Origin of the sequence: Pseudomonas abietaniphila, assembly GCF_039697315.1 — a bacterium.
Taxonomy (GTDB): Bacteria; Pseudomonadota; Gammaproteobacteria; order Pseudomonadales; family Pseudomonadaceae; genus Aquipseudomonas; species Aquipseudomonas abietaniphila_B.
The window spans coordinates 1,415,109-1,437,071 of record NZ_CP155619.1 but is presented as its reverse complement, the minus strand read 5'-3'; the positions used below and the strand labels follow the sequence as shown (position 1 = coordinate 1,437,071).

Here is a 21,963-nt window from a genome sequence, read left to right as displayed (position 1 = left end):
AGGGCGGTGAGGTTCCGGGTCTCCTGTGGGAGCGAATTCATTCGCGAGACGGTTATACAGCCGGTGATGCTCTATTGGATGTACTCGCCCCTCGCGAATGAATTCGCTCCCACAGGTCGTGCGTCTGAGAGGACATCATTTCTTCTGCGCGTCGAACGCCTGGCCGTTGATGCCGGTGCTGTCCGGGCCCATCAGGTAAAGGTAGACCGGCATGATCTCTTCAGGTGTCGGGTTGTTCAGCGGGTTCTCTGCCGGGTACGCCTGGGCGCGCATGTCGGTGCGGGTGGCGCCGGGGTTGATGCTGTTGGCGCGAACCGATGCGACGCCGTCGACCTCGTCGGCCAGCGTTTGCATTAGGCCTTCAGTGGCGAACTTGGACACGCCATAAGCGCCCCAGTACGCACGGCCTTTGCGCCCCACGCTGCTGGAGGTGAAGACCACCGAGGCGTCTTGCGACAGCTTCAGCAGCGGCAAGAGAGTGGCGGTGAGCATGAACGTCGCGTTGACGTTGATGTGCATCACGCGCATGAAGTGCTCGCCGGACAACTGCTCGATCGGCGTACGCGGGCCGATGATCGACGCGTTGTGCAACAAGCCGTCGAGGCGCCCGAACTCGGCCTCGATCATGGCCGCCAGTTCGTCGTACTGATGGGGCAGGGCGGTTTCCAGATTGAAGGGTATGACGACAGGCTGTGGATGACCTGCAGCTTCGATCTCGTCGTAGACCGCCGTGAGGTTCGATTCTGTCTTGCCCAGCAGCAGAACGGTCGCGCCGTGGGCCGCATAGGTTTTCGCGGCCGCAGCGCCAATTCCGCGGCCAGCGCCGGTGACCAGAATGACGCGGTCCTTGAGCAGTTCGGGGCGGGCAGAGTAGTTGAACATGGGGCCTCCTTTCAGTTCTCCCTAAACGCACGGTCGGCATATATCTGTTTCTGCCGAAGGCGTAGGAGCGTGGCTTGTCCCGCGATCTGCCGCGCAGCGGCAGCAGACCCGGCGAATACGGTGTACCTGGCAAGACGCGGGCGACTGATTTTACTGCCGCTTCGCGGCAGATCGCGGGACAAGCCACGCTCCTACAAGGTTTCGTGTTTAGACGCGATCTCAACAACCGCAGAGCGCATTATCCAGCACGCGGCGCAATTCCAGCGGGTGATTCACCACCACATCCGCGCCCCAGTGATCCGGGTTGTCGTGCGGATGAATGTAGCCGTAACGCACGGCCGCGGTCTTGGTGCCTGCATCCCGACCGGATTCGATATCCCGCAGGTCGTCGCCGACGAACAAGACACTGGCCGGGTCCAGGTCCAGCATCTTGCAGGCCAGCAGCAGCGGCTCAGGATCCGGCTTGCTTTTGGTCACGTGATCGGGACAGATCAGCACCGCCGAACGCTCCGACAGCCCCAGTTGTTCCATGATTGGCTGAGCGAAGCGCACCGGCTTGTTGGTGACCACGCCCCAGATCAGTTTTGCCTTCTCGATATCGGCCAACAGTTCCGCCATGCCGTCGAACAGTTTGCTGTGGACCGCGCAGTCCTTCTGATAGCGCTCCAGAAACTCAAGGCGCAGCGCCTCGAACTGCGGCTCGTTCGGCGACATCGCGAAGGCGGCGGAGACCATCGCTTTGGCGCCCCCGGAGATTTCATCGCGAATCAGTTTGTCGTCGACCGGCGCAAAACCACGCTCGGCCAGCATGGCCTGACAGATCGCGATGAAGTCCGGAGCGGTATCGAGCAGGGTGCCGTCCATGTCGAAAAGAACTGCTCTCAAGCGCATGGGTCAGGCCCCCTTCAGCGTCTGGATCATGTAGTTGACGTCGACATCGGAGGCCAGCTTGTAATGCTTGGTCAGCGGGTTGTAGGTCAGACCAATGATGTCCTTGACCTCAAGGCCTGCACTGCGGCTCCAGGCGCCCAGCTCGGAGGGGCGGATGAATTTCTTGAAATCATGGGTGCCGCGCGGCAGCAGGTTCATGATGTATTCCGCGCCGATGATGGCGAACAGGTACGCCTTCGGGTTGCGGTTGATCGTAGAGAAGAACACCTGACCGCCAGGCTTGACCATCTTGTAACAGGCACGGATGACCGAGGACGGATCGGGCACGTGCTCCAGCATTTCGAGGCAGGTCACAACGTCGAACTGCTCCGGCATTTCTTCGGCCAGCGCTTCCGCCGTGATCTGCCGGTATTCAACGCTGACTCCTGACTCGAGCTGATGCAGCTGGGCGACCGCCAAGGGCGCCTCGCCCATGTCGATGCCGGTCACCGTCGCGCCGCGCAACGCCATGGCTTCGCTGAGAATGCCGCCGCCACATCCGACGTCCAGCACCTTCTTGCCCGCCAGACTGACGCGCTCGTCGATCCAGTTCACGCGCAACGGGTTGATGTCGTGCAGCGGTTTGAACTCGCTGTTGCGATCCCACCAGCGATGGGCCAAGGCTTCGAATTTAGCGATTTCGGCGTGGTCGACGTTGCTCATGTGTGATCCCTCTAAAGCTTGAATGCGGTATTCGGTCACGGCCTGTCGCCATGACAACGCTAAAAAATCAGTCTGCGGCGGCGATGCGATTGCCCCATGCCCTGGCCGTTCGGGTCAGCGCTTCTTCGTCCATGCGTGTCAGACGTTTGTCCTGAAGTAATTGTTTGCCCGCGACCCATACGTGGCTGACGCAGTCGCGGCCGCTGGCATAAATAAGCTGCGAGACGGGATCGTAAATCGGCTGTTGCGCCAGACCCGACAGGTCGAAGGCAACCATGTCGGCAGCTTTGCCGATCTCCAGCGACCCGGTGATGCCTTCGATGCCCATGGCGCGCGCGCCGTTCAGTGTTGCCATGCGCAAGGCGCGGTGGGCGTCCAGCGCGGTCGCCGAGCCGGCGACCGCTTTGGCCAGCAATGCGGCGGTACGGGTTTCGCCCAGCAAGTCCAGGTCATTATTGCTCGCCGCACCGTCGGTTCCGACCGCGACATTGACGCCGGCCTGCCACAGGCGCTCGACCGGGCAGAAGCCGCTGGCCAGTTTCAGGTTCGACTCGGGGCAGTGGATCACGCTGGAGTTGCTTTCGACCAGCATGGCCAGGTCTTCATCGCTGATCTGGGTCATGTGCACCGCCTGGAAGCGTGGGCCCAGCAGGCCCAGGCGTTGCAGGCGGGCCAGCGGGCGTTCCTGGCGCTGTTGGACCGCTTCATGCACTTCAAAGGCGGTTTCGTGGACATGCATGTGAATCATCGCGTCGAGCTCGTCGGCAATGACGCGGATCTTCTCCAGGTTTTCATCGCTGACCGTGTACGGCGCGTGCGGGCCCATGGCGATCTTGATGCGGTCGTGATGCGCCAGATCGTTGAACAGTTCGACACCGATGTGCAGCGCTTCGTCAGCGTTACGAGCACCGGGTATCGGGAAATCCAGCACCGGGACCGTGATCTGTGCCCGAATGCCACTGTTGTGGACCCGTTCGCAGGCGACCTTTGGAAAGAAATACATGTCAGAGAAACAGGTGATGCCGCCCTTGAGCTGTTCGGCGATGGCGATATCCGTGCCGTCGCGAACGAAGTCCTCATCGACCCATTTGCCCTCGGCTGGCCAGATGTGGTCCTGCAGCCAGGTCATCAATGGCAGGTCGTCCGCCAGACCTCGGAACAGGGTCATTGCCGCGTGACCATGGGCGTTGATCAGGCCGGGGCTGAGCAGCATGCCGGGCAGTTCGCGGACTTCCCTGGCGTGCTGGCGCAGGGCTTCGGCCTTAGGACCGATGTAGGCAATGACGCCGTCGCGAATGCCGATCCCGTGCTGTTGCAGGACGACGCCAGCGGGCTCGACCGGTACCAGCCAGTCCGGCAGAAGCAGGAGGTCGAGCGGGGCAGCGGCGTCGGGCATGGTGCGGGCATCCAATGGCTTATTACGGGGACGGCGAAGTATACCCGAGCGTCTTGGCGGTCGGCTCGCTATAATCGGCCGCTTTTTCAGCTGCTGGCTATCTGATTCTTGGCCATGCGGCCCTGCAGGCGTGAGGCTGCTCGCGATTGCCGACGTGATGGCGCTCTGTAATGTGGCGCGCGCACCGGTTCCTCAGGTCTTCAACAATTCATCATGTGGGGTGTGCAATGCGCGATCGATTACTGGCTGCGGAGAAGGTGAAGGCCATCGATTGGCGGGACGGCACGTTGTATCTGCTGGATCAGCGAATCCTGCCGTTCGAAGAAACCTGGCATCCCTATCAGTCTGCTGCCGGCGTGGCCGACGCCATTCGCACGATGGTCGTGCGTGGCGCGCCCGCCATCGGTATCAGTGCGGCGTACGGCATTGTGCTCGCGGTGGTTGACCGTTATGAGGCCGGCGGCGACTGGCAGATGGCCCTTGAAGAAGACTTCGACCTTCTGGCCAACTCCCGCCCGACGGCGGTTAACCTGTTCTGGGCGCTGAACCGCATGCGCGAGCGCCTGTATCGCCTCAAGGATCACGAAGATCCGCGCAAGGTCATGGAAGCCGAAGCCGTCGCCATTCACCTCAGCGACCGCGAAGCCAACCTGACCATGGCACAACTGGGCGCCGAACTGATCCGCAAGCATCAGGGCAATCTGCAGACCGTTCTGACCCACTGCAACACCGGCGCACTGGCGACGGGCGGATTTGGCACGGCGCTGGGGGTGATTCGCGCCGCCTATATAGAAGGCATGATCGAGCGCGTCTACGCCGACGAAACCCGCCCTTGGCTGCAAGGCTCGCGACTCACAGCGTGGGAACTGGTCAACGAAGGCATTCCGGTCACGCTGAATGCGGACTCCGCCGCCGCGCACCTGATGAAGACCAAAGGCATCACCTGGGTCATCGTCGGGGCTGATCGCATCACGGCGAATGGTGATGTCGCCAACAAGATCGGCACCTATCAGCTGGCGGTCGCTGCCATGCACCATGGCGTGCGCTTCATGGTCGTGGCGCCCAGCTCGACCATCGACATGAACCTGGCCAGCGGTGAAGACATCCCCATCGAAGAACGTGATGGCAAAGAGCTTCTTGAAGTCGGTGGCCAGCGCGTTGGCGCCGAGGTCGATGCCTTCAACCCGGTCTTCGACGTGACGCCTGCCGACCTGATCGACGCCATCGTGACTGAAAAAGGCATCGTCGAACGCCCTGATACGGTGAAAATGGCGCAACTCATGTGCCGTAAGCGCCTGCATTGATCCCTCCATCGTCAGCAATACCGCCTGCCGGGAAAGCGCTGGCAGGCCCTGTAAGCGCTTCTCAGGGGCCTGCTGGCGAAATGGCTCGTTTTCAGCGCTCTCAAAGGCTTCGTGCCTGACGGCGATTGTGGTAACATCCGGCGGTTTCCAAGGGGGCGCAATGCGGCCCTCTTTACTGCGCAAATCCATGGCATAACTCGCTGATTTGTCGTAAGTCGTTGCCAGGCAATCGTCGGCAGCGGCGAGCTTCGTTCATCCCGGATGGATGTACGAGGTTTCACCAGAAAAAGGAATCAGGCTTCTCATGGGCGAACTGGCCAAAGAAATCCTCCCGGTCAATATCGAAGACGAGCTGAAGCAGTCCTACCTCGACTACGCGATGAGCGTCATCGTCGGACGAGCTCTGCCCGATGCGCGCGACGGCTTGAAGCCCGTGCACCGGCGTGTACTGTTCGCAATGAGCGAACTGGGTAACGACTGGAACAAGCCGTACAAGAAATCCGCTCGTGTGGTCGGTGACGTTATCGGTAAGTACCACCCGCACGGCGACACGGCTGTCTACGACACCATCGTACGTATGGCTCAACCCTTCTCCCTGCGCTACCTGCTGGTAGATGGCCAGGGTAACTTCGGTTCGGTGGACGGCGACAACGCCGCGGCCATGCGATACACCGAAGTGCGCATGACCAAGCTGGCCCACGAACTGCTCGCGGACCTGCACAAAGAGACCGTGGACTGGGTCCCGAACTACGACGGCACCGAGCAGATCCCGGCGGTCATGCCGACCCGTATCCCGAACCTGCTGGTCAACGGTTCCAGCGGTATCGCCGTGGGCATGGCGACCAACATCCCGCCGCACAACCTCGGTGAAGTCATCGACGGTTGCCTGGCCCTCATCGACAACAGCGACCTGACCGTCGACGAGTTGATGCAGTACATCCCTGGCCCCGACTTCCCGACAGCCGCGATCATCAACGGTCGCGCCGGTATCGTCGAAGCCTACAAGACCGGCCGTGGCCGCATTTACATGCGCGCACGTTCCATTGTCGAAGACATCGACAAGGTAGGTGGCCGTCAGCAGATCGTCATCACCGAGCTGCCGTACCAGTTGAACAAGGCGCGTCTGATCGAGAAGATCGCCGAGCTGGTCAAAGAGAAGAAGCTGGAAGGCATCACCGAACTGCGCGACGAGTCCGACAAGGACGGTATGCGCGTGGTCATCGAGCTGCGTCGCGGCGAAGTCCCTGAGGTCATCCTCAACAACCTGTACGCCCAGACCCAGCTGCAAAGCGTTTTCGGCATCAACATCGTTGCGCTGATCGACGGCCGCCCGCGGATCCTCAACCTCAAGGACCTGCTGGAAGCCTTCATTCGCCACCGTCGCGAAGTCGTCACCCGCCGTACCGTGTTCGAACTGCGCAAGGCGCGCGAGCGCGGCCACATTCTGGAAGGTCAGGCGGTCGCCCTGTCGAACATCGACCCGGTCATCGCGCTGATCAAAGCGTCGCCGACACCGGCCGAAGCGAAAGAAGGCCTGATCAACACGCCGTGGGAATCGAGTGCCGTGGTCGAGATGGTAGAGCGCGCAGGCGCCGAGTCGTCCCGTCCGGAAAACCTCGATCCGCAATACGGTCTGCGTGATGGCAAGTATTTCCTGTCGCCGGAACAGGCTCAGGCGATCCTTGAACTGCGTCTGCACCGCCTGACCGGTCTGGAACACGAAAAGCTGCTGACCGAGTATCAGGAAATCCTGACCCAGATCGGCGAGCTGATCCGCATCCTCAACAGCTCCGTGCGCCTGATGGAAGTCATCCGCGAAGAGCTGGAACTGATTCGTGCCGAATACGGCGACGTGCGCCGCACCGAGATTCTCGATGCGCGTCTGGACCTGACCCTGGGTGACATGATCCCGGAAGAAGAGCGCGTCGTGACCATCTCCCACGGTGGTTATGCCAAGACCCAGCCGCTGGCCGTGTATCAGGCTCAGCGTCGCGGTGGTAAAGGCAAGTCGGCGACAGGCGTCAAGGACGAGGACTACATCGCTCACCTGCTGGTCGCCAACAGCCACACCACGCTGCTGATGTTCTCCAGCAAGGGCAAGGTGTACTGGCTCAAGACCTACGAGATTCCGGAAGCGTCCCGCGCGGCCCGTGGTCGTCCGCTGGTCAACCTGTTGCCGTTGAGCGAAGGCGAATACATCACCACCATGCTGCCGGTCGACCTGGAAGCCATGCGCAAGCAGGCAGACGAGGAAGAGGCTGAAGGTGTCGAGTCCGATGTCGAAGACATCGAGAACGCCAACGAAACCGAAGAAGAGCGCAAAGCGCGTATCAAGGCTGCAGACAAGAAGAAGGCGCCGTTCATCTTCATGTCGACCGCCAACGGTACCGTCAAGAAGACCCCGCTCGTGGCCTTCAGCCGTCAGCGCAGCGTCGGTCTGATCGCGCTGGAGCTGGACGAAGGCGACATCCTGATTTCCGCCGCGATCACCGATGGCGAGCAGGAAATCATGCTGTTCTCCGATGGCGGCAAAGTCACCCGCTTCAAGGAATCCGAAGTCCGCGCCATGGGCCGTACCGCTCGCGGTGTGCGTGGCATGCGTCTGCCAGAAGGGCAGAAGCTGATCTCCATGCTGATTCCGGAAGAAGGCAGCGAGATTCTCACCGCTTCCGAGCGCGGTTACGGCAAGCGCACCGCGATCACCGAGTTCCCTGAGTACAAACGTGGCGGTCAGGGCGTGATCGCCATGGTCAGCAACGAGCGCAACGGCCGCCTGGTCGGCGCCGTTCAGGTGCAGGACGGTGAAGAGATCATGCTGATCTCCGACCAGGGCACGCTGGTTCGTACCCGTGTCGACGAAGTGTCGAGTCTGGGCCGTAACACCCAGGGTGTGACCCTGATCAAGCTGGCCAAGGACGAGAAACTGGTCGGTCTTGAACGCGTTCAGGAGCCTTCGGAAGTGGAAGGCGAAGAGCTGGAAGGCGAGGCGTTCGACGGTGAAGAGGTGGAGGGCGAGGTTGCAAACCTCTCCGATGCCGACGAATCCCCGAGCGACCTGCAGGCTGACGGCGCTGACGAAGAAGAATCGCAGGACTGATAGACGTTGTATTTGAGGGCCCTTCGCGGGCCCTCTTGGCTTTTGGCAGAACTGCAGCCCCGCCCGTTGGCTGCAGCAGCCGTTTCGAATTCAACGAGTTGATGAGAGTGGATATGAGCAAGCGAGCCTTTAACTTCTGCGCCGGCCCTGCCGCGCTTCCTGATGCTGTTCTGTTGCGCGCCCAGGCCGAGATGCTGGACTGGCACGGCAAGGGCTTGTCAGTGATGGAGATGAGTCATCGCAGCGAGGATTACACCGCCGTCGCCGAGAAAGCCGAGCAGGATCTGCGCGAGCTGCTGTCCGTTCCCTCCAACTACAAGATTCTGTTCCTGCAAGGTGGCGCCAGCCAGCAGTTTGCAGAGATCCCGCTTAACCTGTTGCCGGAAAACGGCACGGCCGACTACATCGAGACCGGTATCTGGTCGAAGAAGGCCATCGAGGAAGCGCGTCGCTTTGGCAACGTCAACGTCGCCGCGAGCGCCAAACCCCTCGACTACCTGGCCATTCCTGGTCAGAACGACTGGAACCTCAGCAAAAACGCCGCCTACGTTCACTACGCGTCTAACGAAACCATCGGTGGTCTGCAGTTCGACTGGGTGCCGGAGACCGGTGACGTGCCGCTCGTGGTCGACATGTCTTCCGACATTCTGTCGCGTCCGATCGACGTCTCGCAGTTCGGCCTGATCTACGCAGGCGCGCAGAAAAACATCGGCCCAAGCGGCCTGGTGGTGGTGATCGTTCGTGAAGACCTGCTCGGCCGCGCTCGCAGCAGCTGCCCGACCATGCTCGACTACAAGGTCTCGGCCGATAACGGTTCGATGTACAACACCCCGGCGACCTATTCCTGGTACCTCTCGGGCCTCGTGTTCGAATGGCTCAAGGAGCAGGGCGGTGTCGAGGCCATGGAGAAGCGGAACCGCGCCAAGAAAGAGCGCCTCTACGGCTTCATCGACAACAGCGATTTCTACACCAACCCGATCAGCCACAACGCCCGTTCGTGGATGAACGTGCCGTTCCGCCTGGCCGACGAGCGTCTGGACAAAGCGTTCCTGGCCGGTGCCGATGAGCGTGCGTTGCTCAACCTCAAAGGCCACCGTTCGGTGGGCGGCATGCGCGCCTCGATCTACAACGCGTTGGGTCTGGACGCCGTCGAAGCGCTGGTGGCCTACATGGCCGAATTCGAGAAGGAACACGGCTAATGTCTGAACAAGAGCTCAAAGCGCTGCGCGTCCGCATCGACAGCCTGGACGAGAAAGTCCTGGAACTGATCAGCGAGCGGGCACGCTGCGCCCAGGAAGTGGCGCGGGTCAAGATGGCCAGCCTCGCCGAGGGTGAAGAGCCGGTGTTCTATCGTCCCGAGCGTGAGGCTGCGGTGCTCAAGCGCGTCATGGAACGCAACCGTGGTCCGCTGAGCAACGAAGAGATGGCGCGTCTGTTCCGCGAAATCATGTCGTCGTGCCTGGCGCTGGAGCAGCCGCTCAAGGTCGCTTATCTGGGCCCTGAAGGCACCTTTACCCAGGCCGCGGCGCTGAAGCATTTCGGCCACGCGGTGATCAGCAAGCCCATGGCGGCGATCGACGAAGTGTTCCGTGAAGTGGCCGCCGGTGCGGTCAACTTCGGTGTGGTTCCGGTGGAGAACTCCACCGAAGGTGCCGTTAACCACACGCTGGACAGCTTCCTCGAACACGACATGGTCATCTGTGGCGAAGTCGAGCTGCGTATTCATCACCACTTGCTGGTGGGCGAGAACACCAAGACCGACAGCATCAGCCGTATCTACTCCCACGCCCAGTCGCTGGCCCAGTGCCGCAAGTGGCTGGACGCGCATTACCCCAATGTCGAGCGCGTGGCCGTGTCGAGCAATGCCGAGGCTGCCAAGCGGGTCAAGGGCGAGTGGAACTCGGCAGCGATTGCCGGCGACATGGCGGCAGGCCTGTATGGCCTGTCGCGCATCGCCGAAAAGATCGAAGACCGTCCCGACAACTCGACGCGCTTTCTGATGATCGGCAACCAGGAAGTGCCACCGACCGGTGATGACAAGACGTCGATCATCGTGTCGATGAGCAACAAGCCTGGCGCCTTGCATGAACTCTTGGTGCCTTTCCATGAGAACGGAATCGACCTGACCCGTATCGAGACGCGACCTTCACGCAGCGGTAAATGGACCTACGTGTTCTTTATCGACTTCGTCGGTCACCACCGTGATCCGCTGATCAAGGCGGTGCTGGAGCGGATCAGTCAGGAAGCCGTGGCACTGAAAGTGCTCGGTTCCTACCCGAAAGCGGTTCTCTGAAGAGGTACAGCGTTACATGAGCGGCGACTTCCTCGCGCTGGCGCAGGCCGGCGTGCAAAAACTATCGCCTTACGTTCCCGGCAAGCCGGTGGACGAACTGGCGCGTGAGCTGGATATCGATCCGGCTCGCATCATCAAGCTGGCCAGCAACGAGAACCCGATGGGCGCCAGTCCAAAGGCGTTGTCGGCGATTCGTGATGCCCTGGCCGAGCTGACCCGTTACCCCGATGGCAACGGCTTCGACCTCAAGCAGCGCCTGTCTGAACGTTATGGCGTCAATGCGAATCAAGTGACGCTGGGCAATGGCTCCAATGACATCCTTGAGATCGTCGCCCGTGCCTATCTGGCGCCGGGGTTGAACGCAGTGTTCAGCGAGCACGCGTTCGCCATCTACCCGATCGTCACGCAGGCGGTCGGTGCTGACGCTCGCGTTGCCAAGGCAAAGGATTGGGGGCACGACCTCCCTGCCATGCTGGCGGCCATCGACAGCAACACCCGGGTGGTTTTCATCGCCAACCCGAATAACCCGACCGGTACCTGGTTCGGGCCAGATGCGCTGGCTGACTTCCTTGCCGATGTGCCGAAAGACGTGCTCGTCGTGCTCGACGAGGCGTACATCGAGTATGCCGAAGGCGCTGAACTGCCAGATGGCCTGAAATTCCTGGCCGATCACCCGAACCTGCTGGTGTCGCGGACCTTCTCCAAAGCCTTTGGTCTGGCGTCCTTGCGCGTCGGTTACGCGCTGTCGTCGCCGGTCGTGGCGGACGTGCTGAATCGCGTGCGTCAGCCGTTCAACGTCAACAGCCTCGCCCTGGCGGCCGCCTGTGCGGCACTGGACGATGCCGAGTACGTTGCACAGAGCCGTCGCCTCAACGAGGCCGGCATGCAACAGATGGAAGACGGCTTGCGCGAACTGGGTCTGAGCTGGATCCCGTCGAAGGCCAACTTCATTGCCGTGGATCTGGGGCGTGAAGGCGCTTCGGTCTACGAAGGTCTGTTGCGTGAAGGTGTGATCGTGCGCCCGGTCGCCGGTTACGGCATGCCGAATCACCTGCGCGTGAGCATTGGCTTGCCCGCTGAAAACAGCCGCTTCCTGGAAGCCCTGAGCAAGGTTCTGGCGCGTGGTTGATGTCATGGCTGATGTCACGGCAGTGCAATCGACTGCGCCTATTATCGGCCGCCTGGTGGTGGTCGGCCTCGGTTTGATCGGAGGTTCGTTCGCCAAGGGTTTGAAGGAAAGTGGCCTGTGCCGCGAAGTGGTCGGCGTCGATCTTGACCCGCAATCACGTAAGCTGGCCGTCGAACTGGGTGTCGTCGATCGCTGTGAAGACAATCTTGCGACAGCTTGCGTCGGTGCGGATGTCATTCAATTGGCCGTGCCGATCCTGGCCATGGAAAAACTGCTGGGCGTGCTCGCCGGTCTCGACCTTGGAGACGCTGTGCTGACGGACGTCGGCAGCGCCAAAGGCAACGTCGTCCGCGCGGCGCGTGAGGCGTTTGGCGCCATGCCGGCGCGTTTCGTGCCAGGGCATCCGATCGCCGGCTCTGAGCAGAGCGGGGTAGAGGCCTCCAACGCTCAGCTGTTCCGTCGCCATAAAGTGATTCTCACCCCGCTGGCTGAGACCGATCCTGCGGCCCTGGCCCTCGTGGATCGCCTGTGGTCGGCGCTGGGCGCCGACGTCGAGCACATGGACGTCGAGCGTCACGACGAGGTCTTGGCGGCCACCAGTCACCTGCCGCATTTGCTGGCGTTCGGTCTGGTGGATTCGTTGGCCAAGCGCAACGAAAACCTCGAGATTTTCCGTTACGCCGCGGGCGGTTTTCGTGATTTCACGCGTATCGCCGGCAGCGATCCGGTCATGTGGCATGACATCTTTCTGGCCAACCGCGACGCGGTGCTGCGCACGCTGGACACGTTCCGCAGTGATCTCGATGCGTTGCGCGATGCGGTGGATGCCGGAGACGGTCATCAGTTGCTGGGCGTGTTCACCCGTGCCCGGGTAGCGCGTGAGCATTTCGGCAAAATTCTCGCCCGTCGCGCTTACGTCGAAAAAGCGGCGGCAGAGGAGCTGTCCTTCGTCGCGCAGCCCGGCGGCAGTGTCCGTGGGCAGATTCGCGTGCCGGGCGACAAATCGATTTCCCACCGCTCGATCATGCTCGGCTCGCTGGCGGATGGCGTCACTGAAGTAGAAGGCTTTCTTGAAGGCGAAGACGCCCTGGCGACGTTGCAGGCGTTTCGCGACATGGGCGTGGTCATCGAAGGTCCGCACCATGGGCGTCTGACCATTCACGGTGTGGGGCTCAATGGCCTCAAGCCTGCGCCCGGTGCGATCTATCTGGGCAACTCCGGCACGTCCATGCGTCTGCTGTGCGGGCTGTTGGCGGCGCAGCGTTTCGACAGCGTGTTGACCGGCGACGCCTCGTTGTCCAGGCGTCCGATGGCCCGCGTTGCCGAGCCACTGCGCCAGATGGGCGCTGTTATCGAGACCGCGGCCGAAGGTCGGCCTCCCTTGACCATTCGCGGCGGCAAACTGCTGACCGGCATCAGCTACGTCATGCCGATGGCCAGCGCTCAGGTCAAATCCTGCCTGCTGCTTGCCGGGATGTACGCCGATGGCACCACGACCGTCACTGCGCCCGCACCGACGCGGGACCACACCGAGCGAATGTTGCGGGGCTTTGGGTATCCCGTAGCCGGCAACGGTGCGACAGCGTCGGTGGTCTCGGGAGGCACGCTCACGGCGACGCGCATTGAAGTCCCGGCGGACATCTCTTCGGCCGCTTTTTTTCTGGTGGCCGCGTCGATTGCCGAAGGCTCCGACCTGCTGCTTGAACACGTCGGCGTGAACCCGACGCGCACCGGTGTGATCGACATCTTGCGCCTGATGGGCGCTGACATTTCCGTGCAGAACCTGCGTGAAGTGGGCGGTGAGCCCGTGGCTGACCTGCGCGTTCGCCACGCAAGGCTCAAGGGCATCGTGATTCCAGAGGCGCTTGTGCCGCTGGCGATCGACGAGTTTCCAGTGCTGTTCATCGCAGCAGCCTGCGCTGAAGGTCGGACGGTGTTGCGAGGGGCGCAGGAACTGCGCGTCAAGGAGTCCGACCGTATCCAGGTCATGGCCGACGGTCTGACTGTCCTCGGCATCGAGGTTGAACCGACCGCAGACGGCCTCATTATTGAAGGGGGTCAGATCGGTGGCGGTGACGTCGACGGGCAGGGCGATCATCGCATCGCCATGGCATTCAGTATCGCGTCGTTGCGCGCGGCAGCTCCGATTCGTATTCGGGACTGCGCCAACGTGGCGACTTCATTCCCCAATTTCCTGGCGCTGTGCAGCCAGGTGGGTATTCGTGTAGCGCAAGAGGGGCAATCGTGAAAGCTCAAGCTCCGGTCATTACGATCGATGGACCCAGCGGTTCCGGGAAAGGGACAGTGGCTGGCTTGTTGGCCAAACGTCTGGGATGGTGCCTGCTGGATTCCGGCGCGCTCTACCGTTTGCTGGCGTTCGCCGCCCGCAACCACGGTGTCGACCTGACGAATGAGGAGGCGTTGAAGCTTCTGGCCGCGCATCTGGACGTTCAATTCGAAGCGGCCACGGACGATCACGGTCAACGCATCATTCTTGAGGGCGAAGACGTGACGCTGGCGATCCGCAACGAGCAGATCGGCAGTGGTGCGTCGCAAGTGGCGTCCTTACCCGCGGTGCGCGAAGCATTGCTGCAGCGCCAGCGGGCATTTCAGGAGTTTCCAGGTCTCATTGCCGACGGCCGAGACATGGGAACCGTGGTGTTCCCGGCCGCGCCGTTGAAGGTTTTTCTGACCGCCAGTGCCGAAGAGCGTGCTCGTCGCCGATATTTGCAGTTGAAGGCCAAGGGTGACGATGTTAGTCTGTCGAGTCTGCTAGATGAGATACGTGTTCGCGACGAGCGAGACACCCAGCGAGCGGTAGCCCCGCTCAAGCCGGCGCATGACGCCATTCAGCTGGATTCCACCGAATTGTCTATCGAGCAGGTGCTTGAACGCATCCTGAGTGAAGTCGCACTTCGCGATCTCGCCGGATGATCAGGAAGCCATGTGGGAGACCAGTCATAGTCCCGCAGGCTTTCTTTCATATGAACGAAACCCACGTTGTCTGGAGCGTGGCAGATGGGCGTATTCTTCGCCCTTATCAACAGGAATTAAAATGAGCGAAAGCTTTGCTGAACTTTTCGAAGAAAGCCTAAAGACTCTTAACCTTCAGGCCGGTTCGATCATCACCGCGATCATCGTCGATATCGATTACCAGGCTGGTTGGGTCACCGTTCACGCTGGTCTGAAGTCTGAAGGCCTCATCCCGCTGGAGCAGTTCCACAACGATGCTGGCGAGCTGACCATCAAGATCGGCGACGAAGTCCACGTTGCGCTGGACGCGGTCGAAGACGGCTTTGGCGAAACCAAGCTGTCCCGCGAAAAAGCCAAGCGTGCAGAGTGCTGGATCGTTCTGGAAGCGGCTTTCGCAGCTGAAGAAGTGGTTAAGGGCGTTATCAACGGTAAGGTTAAAGGCGGCTTCACTGTCGACGTTAACGGCATCCGTGCGTTCCTGCCAGGTTCTCTGGTTGACGTCCGTCCAGTGCGCGACACCACGCACCTGGAAGGCAAAGAGCTGGAATTCAAGGTCATCAAGCTGGACCAGAAGCGCAACAACGTTGTCGTTTCCCGTCGCAGTGTCCTGGAAGCCGAAAACAGCGCCGAGCGCGAAGCTCTGCTGGAATCGCTGCAGGAAGGCCAACAGGTCAAGGGTATCGTCAAGAACCTCACCGATTACGGCGCATTCGTCGATCTGGGTGGCGTCGATGGCCTGCTGCACATCACCGACATGGCCTGGAAGCGCATCAAGCATCCATCGGAAATCGTCAACGTTGGCGATGAGATCGATGTAAAAGTCCTGAAGTACGATCGCGAGCGCAATCGTGTTTCCCTGGGCCTGAAGCAACTGGGCGAAGACCCATGGGTTGCTATCAAGGCACGTTACCCAGAAGGCACTCGCGTGACCGCGCGTGTTACCAACCTGACCGACTACGGCTGCTTCGCAGAGCTGGAAGAAGGCGTGGAAGGCCTGGTACACGTTTCCGAAATGGACTGGACCAACAAGAACATCCACCCATCTAAAGTCGTTCAGGTTGGCGATGAAGTGGAAGTCATGGTTCTGGACATCGACGAAGAGCGTCGTCGTATCTCCCTGGGCATCAAGCAGTGCAAATCTAACCCGTGGGAAGATTTCTCTGGCCAGTTCAACAAGGGCGACAAGATCTCCGGCACCATCAAGTCGATCACCGATTTCGGTATCTTCATTGGTCTGGACGGCGGCATCGACGGCCTGGTTCACCTGTCCGACATCTCCTGGAACGAAGTGGGCGAAGAAGCCGTACGTCGCTTCAAGAAGGGCGACGAACTCGACACCGTGATCCTGTCTGTTGATCCAGAGCGTGAGCGCATCTCGCTGGGTATCAAGCAGCTGGAAAGCGATCCGTTCTCCGAGTACGTCACTGTCAATGACAAAGGCGCTATCGTTCGCGGTACCGTTAAAGAAGTTGACGCGAAAGGCGCCATCATCACTCTGGCCGACGACATCGAAGCTACTCTGAAAGCCTCCGAAATCAGCCGTGACCGCGTTGAAGACGCGCGTAACGTTCTGAAAGAAGGCGAAGAGATCGAAGCCAAGATCATCAGCGTTGACCGCAAGAGCCGCGTGATCAGCTTGTCCATCAAGTCGAAAGACGTTGAAGACGAGAAAGAAGCGATTCAGAGCCTGCGTAGCAAGCCTGAAACCGCAGAAAACACAGGTCCGACCACTCTGGGCGACCTGCTGCGTGCTCAAATGGAAAAACAGAACTGAGTTCTGTCTGACCATTGAAAAAGGGCGACTTCGGTCGCCCTTTTTTGTGGGCGCGGGTTTTTCAAGGGCGTTGTCCCACGCCTAGCGCGCAGGCTGTGAGGAGCGCGCTTGCCCGCGATTTCGTCGTTTCCGTCGATCTATCTGTGTCTGACACAACCCAATCGCGACCAGCACGCTCCTAATGTTGCTGAGGTTCACGATTGCGCAATCCCTCTAGGCCCCGATTCGCAAGGGCTTCGCGACGTAATGGCCTGTTGCCTGGAATCCGTGTTCACATAACTCGAAACATGGGCTGTTCAAATTCGCTTGGTCATGCTAAAACCTTCAAAGCGCTTTACCTAGCTGCTTGAAAAAGAAGGGAAAAATATGACGAAGTCGGAGTTGATCGAACGAATTGTCACCCATCAAGGACTGCTCTCATCCAAAGATGTGGAGCTGGCCATCAAGACCATGCTTGAGCAGATGTCGCAATGTCTTGCCACAGGCGACCGTATCGAAATACGGGGCTTTGGCAGCTTTTCCTTGCACTATCGCGCGCCTCGCGTAGGCCGCAACCCAAAAACCGGGCAGTCCGTCAGCCTTGACGGAAAATTTGTCCCCCACTTCAAACCCGGAAAAGAGTTGCGTGATCGGGTGAACGAAGAGGAGGAGCACGAGCTCCAATAGCCGTCAAAGGAGTACTCGATGCGCAATATCAAACGCCTGATTTTTTTTGTGGCCGTCCTGCTGATCGTGGCGACGACGGTCGTGTTCGTCTTGGAAAACCAGCAGTCCGTTGCGCTGGTGTTCTTTGGTTGGTCGGCACCTGAGATGTCAATTGCCGTGCCGGTCATCCTGGCGTTGCTGGTGGGTATGGTGATCGGGCCAGTCCTGTTTTCAATTGCCCGATTGCGTAAAAGAAACAAGCCGTCTCGCATGGCCTGAAGGCTGGCGGCACCCCACTGATGTTTTTCATCGTGTGCCTGTTTCTCAGGCCATGCTGCGGCACCGACGGCCTCTGTCTGGCGTGGCGCTTCTCTTTATTCGATCCAATGTCGAAACCTGTTCCCAGTGTTTCCGAAAAATCCCGCAAAACCTTATCGGCTGAACCTGGCGCTCAGTGCGACTAAGCTGCGCGACTTTTAGTGTGCGGATCGAAAGGGAGCTTCATGAATTATCCAGACATCATCCATCAGGGTGCGGGCGAGGGTGTCACCGGCTCGTGTCATCAATTGCAGATGGATGCCAAGCACGGCCTGCTGGTTGACTGCGGGTTGTTTCAGGGGCGCGATGCTGATCTCAAGGAACGCTTCGGCGAATCTGCCTCGGCAATCGACTTCTCCCTGGCAACGATCAAGATGCTGATCGTGACGCACGTACACGCGGACCATGTCGGGCGTATTCCCCAACTGCTCGCAGCGGGCTTCAAAGGTCCAATCCTCTGTAGTGAACCTTCCGCCAAGCTGCTGCCGTTGGTGCTGGAAGATGCGTTCAGGCTTGAACATGGTCGTGACGAGCGTCAGATTGAACGCTATCTCACTCAGGTGATGGAGCGCGTCATTGCCCTGCCATACGATACCTGGTTCAACGTGGTGAGTACGCCCGCACTCCAGGGTCGAATCCGCTTACAGCGCGCTGGCCATATCCTTGGGTCGGCTTATGTCGAGGTAGACGTCGAATATCCATTGGAACAGCGCAGTAAACGCGTGGTGTTTTCCGGTGATCTCGGTGCCTCCCATACGCCCATCCTTCCCGGTCCGAAGTCTCCGGAGCGTGCGGATGTACTGGTGCTGGAGAGCACGTACGGTGATCGTCTGCACGAGGATCGAGCCACCCGACAAGCACGACTTGAAGCCGTCATCGACAGAGCGTTGGCCGATCACGGCACGGTGCTGATCCCCGCCTTCAGCCTGGGGCGAACTCAGGAACTGCTGTATGAAATCGAAGATATCCTTCACCGCAGGTCGCTGTCGCGTTCAGCCGAAGGCAGCGACGCTACGGATGCCTCGCTGCCGGTCAACTGGCCACAGTTGCCCGTCATTCTTGATTCGCCTCTGGCCAGCCGGCTGACTGAGGTTTACCAGTCCTTCGATGACATCTGGGACGACGACGCCCGTGCCCGACAAGAAAGCGGGCGCCAGCCACTGCGCTTTGAGCAGTTGATCACCATCGACACAGCCACCCAACACCATCAAACCGTCAACTATCTCGCCAGCACCGGACGTCCGGCGATCGTCATTGCCGGGCACGGCATGTGCGCAGGCGGGCGCATCGTCAATTATCTGAAAGCCATGCTGGGCGATCCGCGTCACAACGTGGTGTTCGTCGGCTACCAGGCGAAAGGCACGCCCGGCGCCGCGATTCAACAGCATGGTCCGAAGGGCGGTTACGTCGAGCTCAACCGTGAACGCTATGAGATCAAGGCAGGCATCGAGACGATCGGAGGGTATTCGGCGCATGCGGATCAGCGAGGGCTGGTAGATTTCGTAGCGGGTATGCCGGTGTGGCCTTCCGAGATCAAGCTGGTGCATGGCGAAGAGCAGGCCAAAAGGCGGCTCAGGCTGATGCTGGAAGCAAAGCAGCGCAGCGTTACGCTGGCTTGATCAGCATGACCGACAGTTAACCTTTTGAGTGTCATCCTCGCCAGGCTGCGGGCGGAATGTGCCCTGATCCGATATCATCACGCGCTAGGCAATGAGTCAGCGCAACCGCTTAAAGATAATTATGTTCCCTCCATATAACTAATCGTCTTTTTGACTGCCTAACCCTCGCCTCAAGCTGTTATGCGCGAGGGTAGCGTGCAGTCCGCGCGCCGGGCTGCTTCATACTGAACAGAGGAACCTTCGGGTTTTTTCGTCGCATAGGTTTTTTACACATGAATCCCGACTATCCCGTTATTCAGACCCGTTGCTTTAAAGCCTACGATATTCGTGGTCAGGTCCCTAATGACCTGGATGCTGATATCGCCTATCGGATTGGGCGCTCCATGGTGGTGGAACTGGGTGCCAAAAATATCGTAGTCGGCAGGGACATGCGTCTCGAAAGCCCAGCCCTGGCTCAGGCACTGATGAGCGGTATCCTTGAAGCGGGTGCCGATGTGATCGACATCGGGCTTTGTGGAACCGAAGAGGTCTACTTTGCAACCAGTCACTACGCCGCAGATGGCGGAGTTATGGTAACGGCTAGCCACAATCCGAAAGGCTACAACGGCATGAAGCTGGTCCAGCGCGAGTCTCGTCCGATCAGTGGCGACACCGGCCTGGATGCTATCCGGCAACGGGTCGATGCCGGTGATTTCGGCGAAGTCGCGTCACAACGCGGCAGCACCACGTCCGCTCCGGATAAATCCGCCTACATCAAACACCTTTTGGGTTATGTGGAAGGCGCAGAGCTGCGCCCCTTGAAAATTCTGGCTGATCCCGGCAACGGCGCGGTAGGTCCTGCGCTGGAGGCGATCAGAACGCATCTTCCATTCGACTGGGTCATCATCAACGCAGAGCCGGATGGCAACTTCCCCAACGGGGTGCCCAACCCACTCCTTCCAGAGAACCGGAGTATCACCCGGGACGCCTTGCTCAAGCACGGTTGTGACCTGGGGCTGGCGTGGGACGGCGATTTTGACCGTTGCTTCTTCTTCGATGAGCAAGGCCGCTTTGTCGAAGGTTATTACCTGGTGGGGCTGCTGGCTGAGATGCTGCTTAAGCAACACCCTGGCTCAAAGATCATTCACGACCCTCGCCTGACCTGGAACACGATCGACCAGGTTCAGTTGGCAGGGGGAACACCGGTGCTGTGCAAGACCGGCCATGCGTTTATCAAAGAGCGCATGCGCAAGGAAGATGCGGTGTATGGCGGCGAAATGAGTGCGCACCATTATTTCCGTGATTTCGCCTATTGCGACAGCGGAATGATTCCGTGGCTGCTGGTGACTGCGCTGATGTCCGTCTCCGGGAAGTCGTTTTCTCAGTTGGTTGATGAGCGCATGGCGGCATACCCCTGCAGTGGAGAAATCAACTACAAGGTCGATGACGTCAAGACAGTGCTGAACAAGGTGCTGGAGCACTATTCCCCACTGTGTTCGAACATCGATAAAACGGATGGCATCAGTCTTGAGTTTGCCGAGTGGCGTTTCAATCTGCGGGGTTCGAACACGGAGCCTCTGTTGCGGTTGAACGTGGAAAGTCGTCGCGATCCGCACTTGGTGGACGCCAAGGTCAAGGAGATCGAGGGCTTGTTGAAAGCTTCCTGATTCATCGCCTGTCGCCTTTGGTCAACACCGGAGGCGACAGGCACTTCGTTGGGTAAACCCTCCAGGGCAGCGTTGTTTTGAGGCCCGTCCGTGGTATCTTTCGCGCGTTTTTCCGGCCCTTCGCCAACGCTCTAAGCAAACTCCGCGGGGCAAGCGGCGCTAACTCATTTCTGTTGGTCACTCCTGTCCTCCGAATATCATGGATATCAGGGCACTGACCTGCGGCCGGCCTTTTTACAGCAGGACAACAATGAATCATTGGTGGTTGGCAATTGCCGTTATCGGAATCTCTTATTTGCTGACTTACTGTCTGCGGCGGTATGCCTTGCATAAGAGTTTGCTTGATATCCCCAATGGCCGAAGCTCACACACAGTCCCTACGCCACGTGGAGGTGGGGTCGCGATTGTAATGAGTTACCTGGCTGCGTTGGTGTATGTCTACAGCGGAGATCTGCTGGATTTATCCTCGTTCATCGCGCTGCTGGGTGCAGGTCTATTCATAGCCGCCCTTGGCTTTCTGGATGATCACGGCCATATCGCCGCCCGCTGGCGTCTTCTGGGGCATTTTGTGGCGGCAGCCTGGGGGCTGTTCTGGCTGGGTGGACTTCCCCCGGTTCATCTATTCGGTAACGAGTTCGATCTGGGTTTAATCGGCGATGTGCTTGCGGCGTTCTATCTGGTCTGGCTGCTTAACCTCTACAACTTCATGGATGGCATTGATGGTATCGCCAGTGTAGAGGCCATCACCGTGTGCCTGGGCGCGGTGCTAATTTACGCGTTGAGCGGGTTTTCCGGTCTGATCGGCCTACCGGTGTTGCTCGGATGCGCGGTGGCGGGGTTTCTTTTCTGGAATTTTCCGCCCGCCAGAATCTTCATGGGCGATGCTGGCAGCGGCTTTCTGGGCATCATTCTGGGTATTTTATCGCTGCAGGCCGCCTGGATTTCCTCGCAGTTACTGTGGGCATGGCTTATCCTGCTTGGGGTTTTCATCGTAGACGCTACAGTTACCCTCATTCGTCGGCTCGTCCGAGGCGACAAGATCTATGAGGCTCACAGAAGTCACGCTTATCAGTTCGCTTCACGGCGGTTTGGTCGGCATCTACCTGTGACGTCCGCAGTCGGTGTAATCAATCTGGTTTGGCTATTGCCCATGGCATTGTGCGTCACCCAATTCGGGCTGGACGGTGCTTTGGGCCTGATTATTGCGTACATCCCGCTCGTCATTTTGGCCATCAGGTTCAAAGCTGGCACGCTGGAAGCCAATTGAAGGGATGCAGCGTCGTCGTCATTCGGT

General features: G+C 59.7%; 17 protein-coding genes. 13 read left to right on the top strand and 4 right to left on the bottom strand.

Annotated elements, in window-relative coordinates:
• Positions 1-135 precede the first annotated feature (135 nt).
• From ABDX87_RS06340 to ABDX87_RS06325, 4 genes are all read right to left on the bottom strand, one after another.
• Positions 136-882, bottom strand: a complete 747-nt coding sequence (locus ABDX87_RS06340; protein WP_346832108.1) for a YciK family oxidoreductase — start codon at positions 880-882, stop codon at positions 136-138.
• Positions 883-1,101: 219 nt separating this feature from the next.
• Positions 1,102-1,773 (bottom strand): N-acetylmuramic acid 6-phosphate phosphatase MupP, encoded by a 672-nt coding sequence (mupP, locus tag ABDX87_RS06335; RefSeq protein ID WP_346832107.1) that lies wholly within the window; start codon positions 1,771-1,773, stop codon positions 1,102-1,104.
• 3 nt (positions 1,774-1,776) lie between these two features.
• Positions 1,777-2,475: a bifunctional 2-polyprenyl-6-hydroxyphenol methylase/3-demethylubiquinol 3-O-methyltransferase UbiG gene (gene ubiG / locus ABDX87_RS06330; protein WP_346832106.1), complete on the bottom strand. Its 699-nt coding sequence runs from the start codon at positions 2,473-2,475 to the stop codon at positions 1,777-1,779.
• 67 nt (positions 2,476-2,542) lie between these two features.
• Positions 2,543-3,871 carry a TRZ/ATZ family hydrolase gene (locus tag ABDX87_RS06325; RefSeq protein ID WP_346832105.1) on the bottom strand — a complete coding sequence of 443 codons (1,329 nt, stop codon included), beginning with the start codon at positions 3,869-3,871 and terminating at the stop codon, positions 2,543-2,545.
• A 227-nt stretch (positions 3,872-4,098) separates the two neighbouring features.
• Between ABDX87_RS06325 and mtnA the strand changes: the two genes are divergently transcribed.
• From mtnA to ABDX87_RS06260, 13 genes are all read left to right on the top strand, one after another.
• Complete coding sequence (gene mtnA / locus ABDX87_RS06320) at positions 4,099-5,175, top strand: S-methyl-5-thioribose-1-phosphate isomerase (RefSeq protein ID WP_346832104.1); 1,077 nt, start codon at positions 4,099-4,101, stop codon at positions 5,173-5,175.
• A gap of 304 nt (positions 5,176-5,479) precedes the next feature.
• A complete protein-coding gene (gene gyrA / locus ABDX87_RS06315; protein WP_346832103.1) occupies positions 5,480-8,272 on the top strand; it encodes a DNA gyrase subunit A in 2,793 nt (930 codons plus the stop codon).
• A 113-nt stretch (positions 8,273-8,385) separates the two neighbouring features.
• Complete coding sequence (serC, locus tag ABDX87_RS06310) at positions 8,386-9,471, top strand: 3-phosphoserine/phosphohydroxythreonine transaminase (protein WP_346832102.1); 1,086 nt, start codon at positions 8,386-8,388, stop codon at positions 9,469-9,471.
• Entirely contained in the window at positions 9,471-10,565 is a 1,095-nt protein-coding gene (gene pheA, locus ABDX87_RS06305; RefSeq protein ID WP_074752930.1) for a prephenate dehydratase, read from the top strand. The genes serC and pheA overlap by 1 nt, the downstream gene beginning before the upstream one ends.
• A gap of 16 nt (positions 10,566-10,581) precedes the next feature.
• Complete coding sequence (hisC, locus tag ABDX87_RS06300) at positions 10,582-11,694, top strand: histidinol-phosphate transaminase (protein ID WP_346832101.1); 1,113 nt, start codon at positions 10,582-10,584, stop codon at positions 11,692-11,694.
• A gap of 40 nt (positions 11,695-11,734) precedes the next feature.
• Entirely contained in the window at positions 11,735-13,942 is a 2,208-nt protein-coding gene (locus ABDX87_RS06295; protein WP_346833712.1) for a bifunctional prephenate dehydrogenase/3-phosphoshikimate 1-carboxyvinyltransferase, read from the top strand.
• A complete protein-coding gene (cmk, locus tag ABDX87_RS06290; protein ID WP_346832100.1) occupies positions 13,939-14,628 on the top strand; it encodes a (d)CMP kinase in 690 nt (229 codons plus the stop codon). Before ABDX87_RS06295 ends, cmk begins: the two co-directional genes overlap by 4 nt.
• Before the next feature lie 121 nt (positions 14,629-14,749).
• On the top strand, positions 14,750-16,441 hold the full coding sequence (rpsA, locus tag ABDX87_RS06285) for a 30S ribosomal protein S1 (RefSeq protein WP_346832099.1): 1,692 nt from the start codon (positions 14,750-14,752) through the stop codon (positions 16,439-16,441).
• Positions 16,442-16,807: 366 nt separating this feature from the next.
• The gene (ihfB, locus tag ABDX87_RS06280) at positions 16,808-17,107 is read left to right on the top strand and encodes an integration host factor subunit beta (protein ID WP_037011901.1); all 300 of its coding nucleotides are present in this window, start codon (positions 16,808-16,810) and stop codon (positions 17,105-17,107) included.
• Between the two features lie 18 nt (positions 17,108-17,125).
• Positions 17,126-17,365 carry a lipopolysaccharide assembly protein LapA domain-containing protein gene (locus ABDX87_RS06275; RefSeq protein WP_346832098.1) on the top strand — a complete coding sequence of 80 codons (240 nt, stop codon included), beginning with the start codon at positions 17,126-17,128 and terminating at the stop codon, positions 17,363-17,365.
• Between the two features lie 224 nt (positions 17,366-17,589).
• The gene (locus ABDX87_RS06270; RefSeq protein WP_346832097.1) at positions 17,590-19,023 is read left to right on the top strand and encodes an MBL fold metallo-hydrolase; all 1,434 of its coding nucleotides are present in this window, start codon (positions 17,590-17,592) and stop codon (positions 19,021-19,023) included.
• A 272-nt stretch (positions 19,024-19,295) separates the two neighbouring features.
• Positions 19,296-20,669: a phosphomannomutase gene (locus tag ABDX87_RS06265; protein WP_346832096.1), complete on the top strand. Its 1,374-nt coding sequence runs from the start codon at positions 19,296-19,298 to the stop codon at positions 20,667-20,669.
• A 250-nt stretch (positions 20,670-20,919) separates the two neighbouring features.
• Complete coding sequence (locus ABDX87_RS06260) at positions 20,920-21,936, top strand: MraY family glycosyltransferase (protein WP_346832095.1); 1,017 nt, start codon at positions 20,920-20,922, stop codon at positions 21,934-21,936.
• The last annotated feature ends 27 nt before the right edge of the window (positions 21,937-21,963 follow it).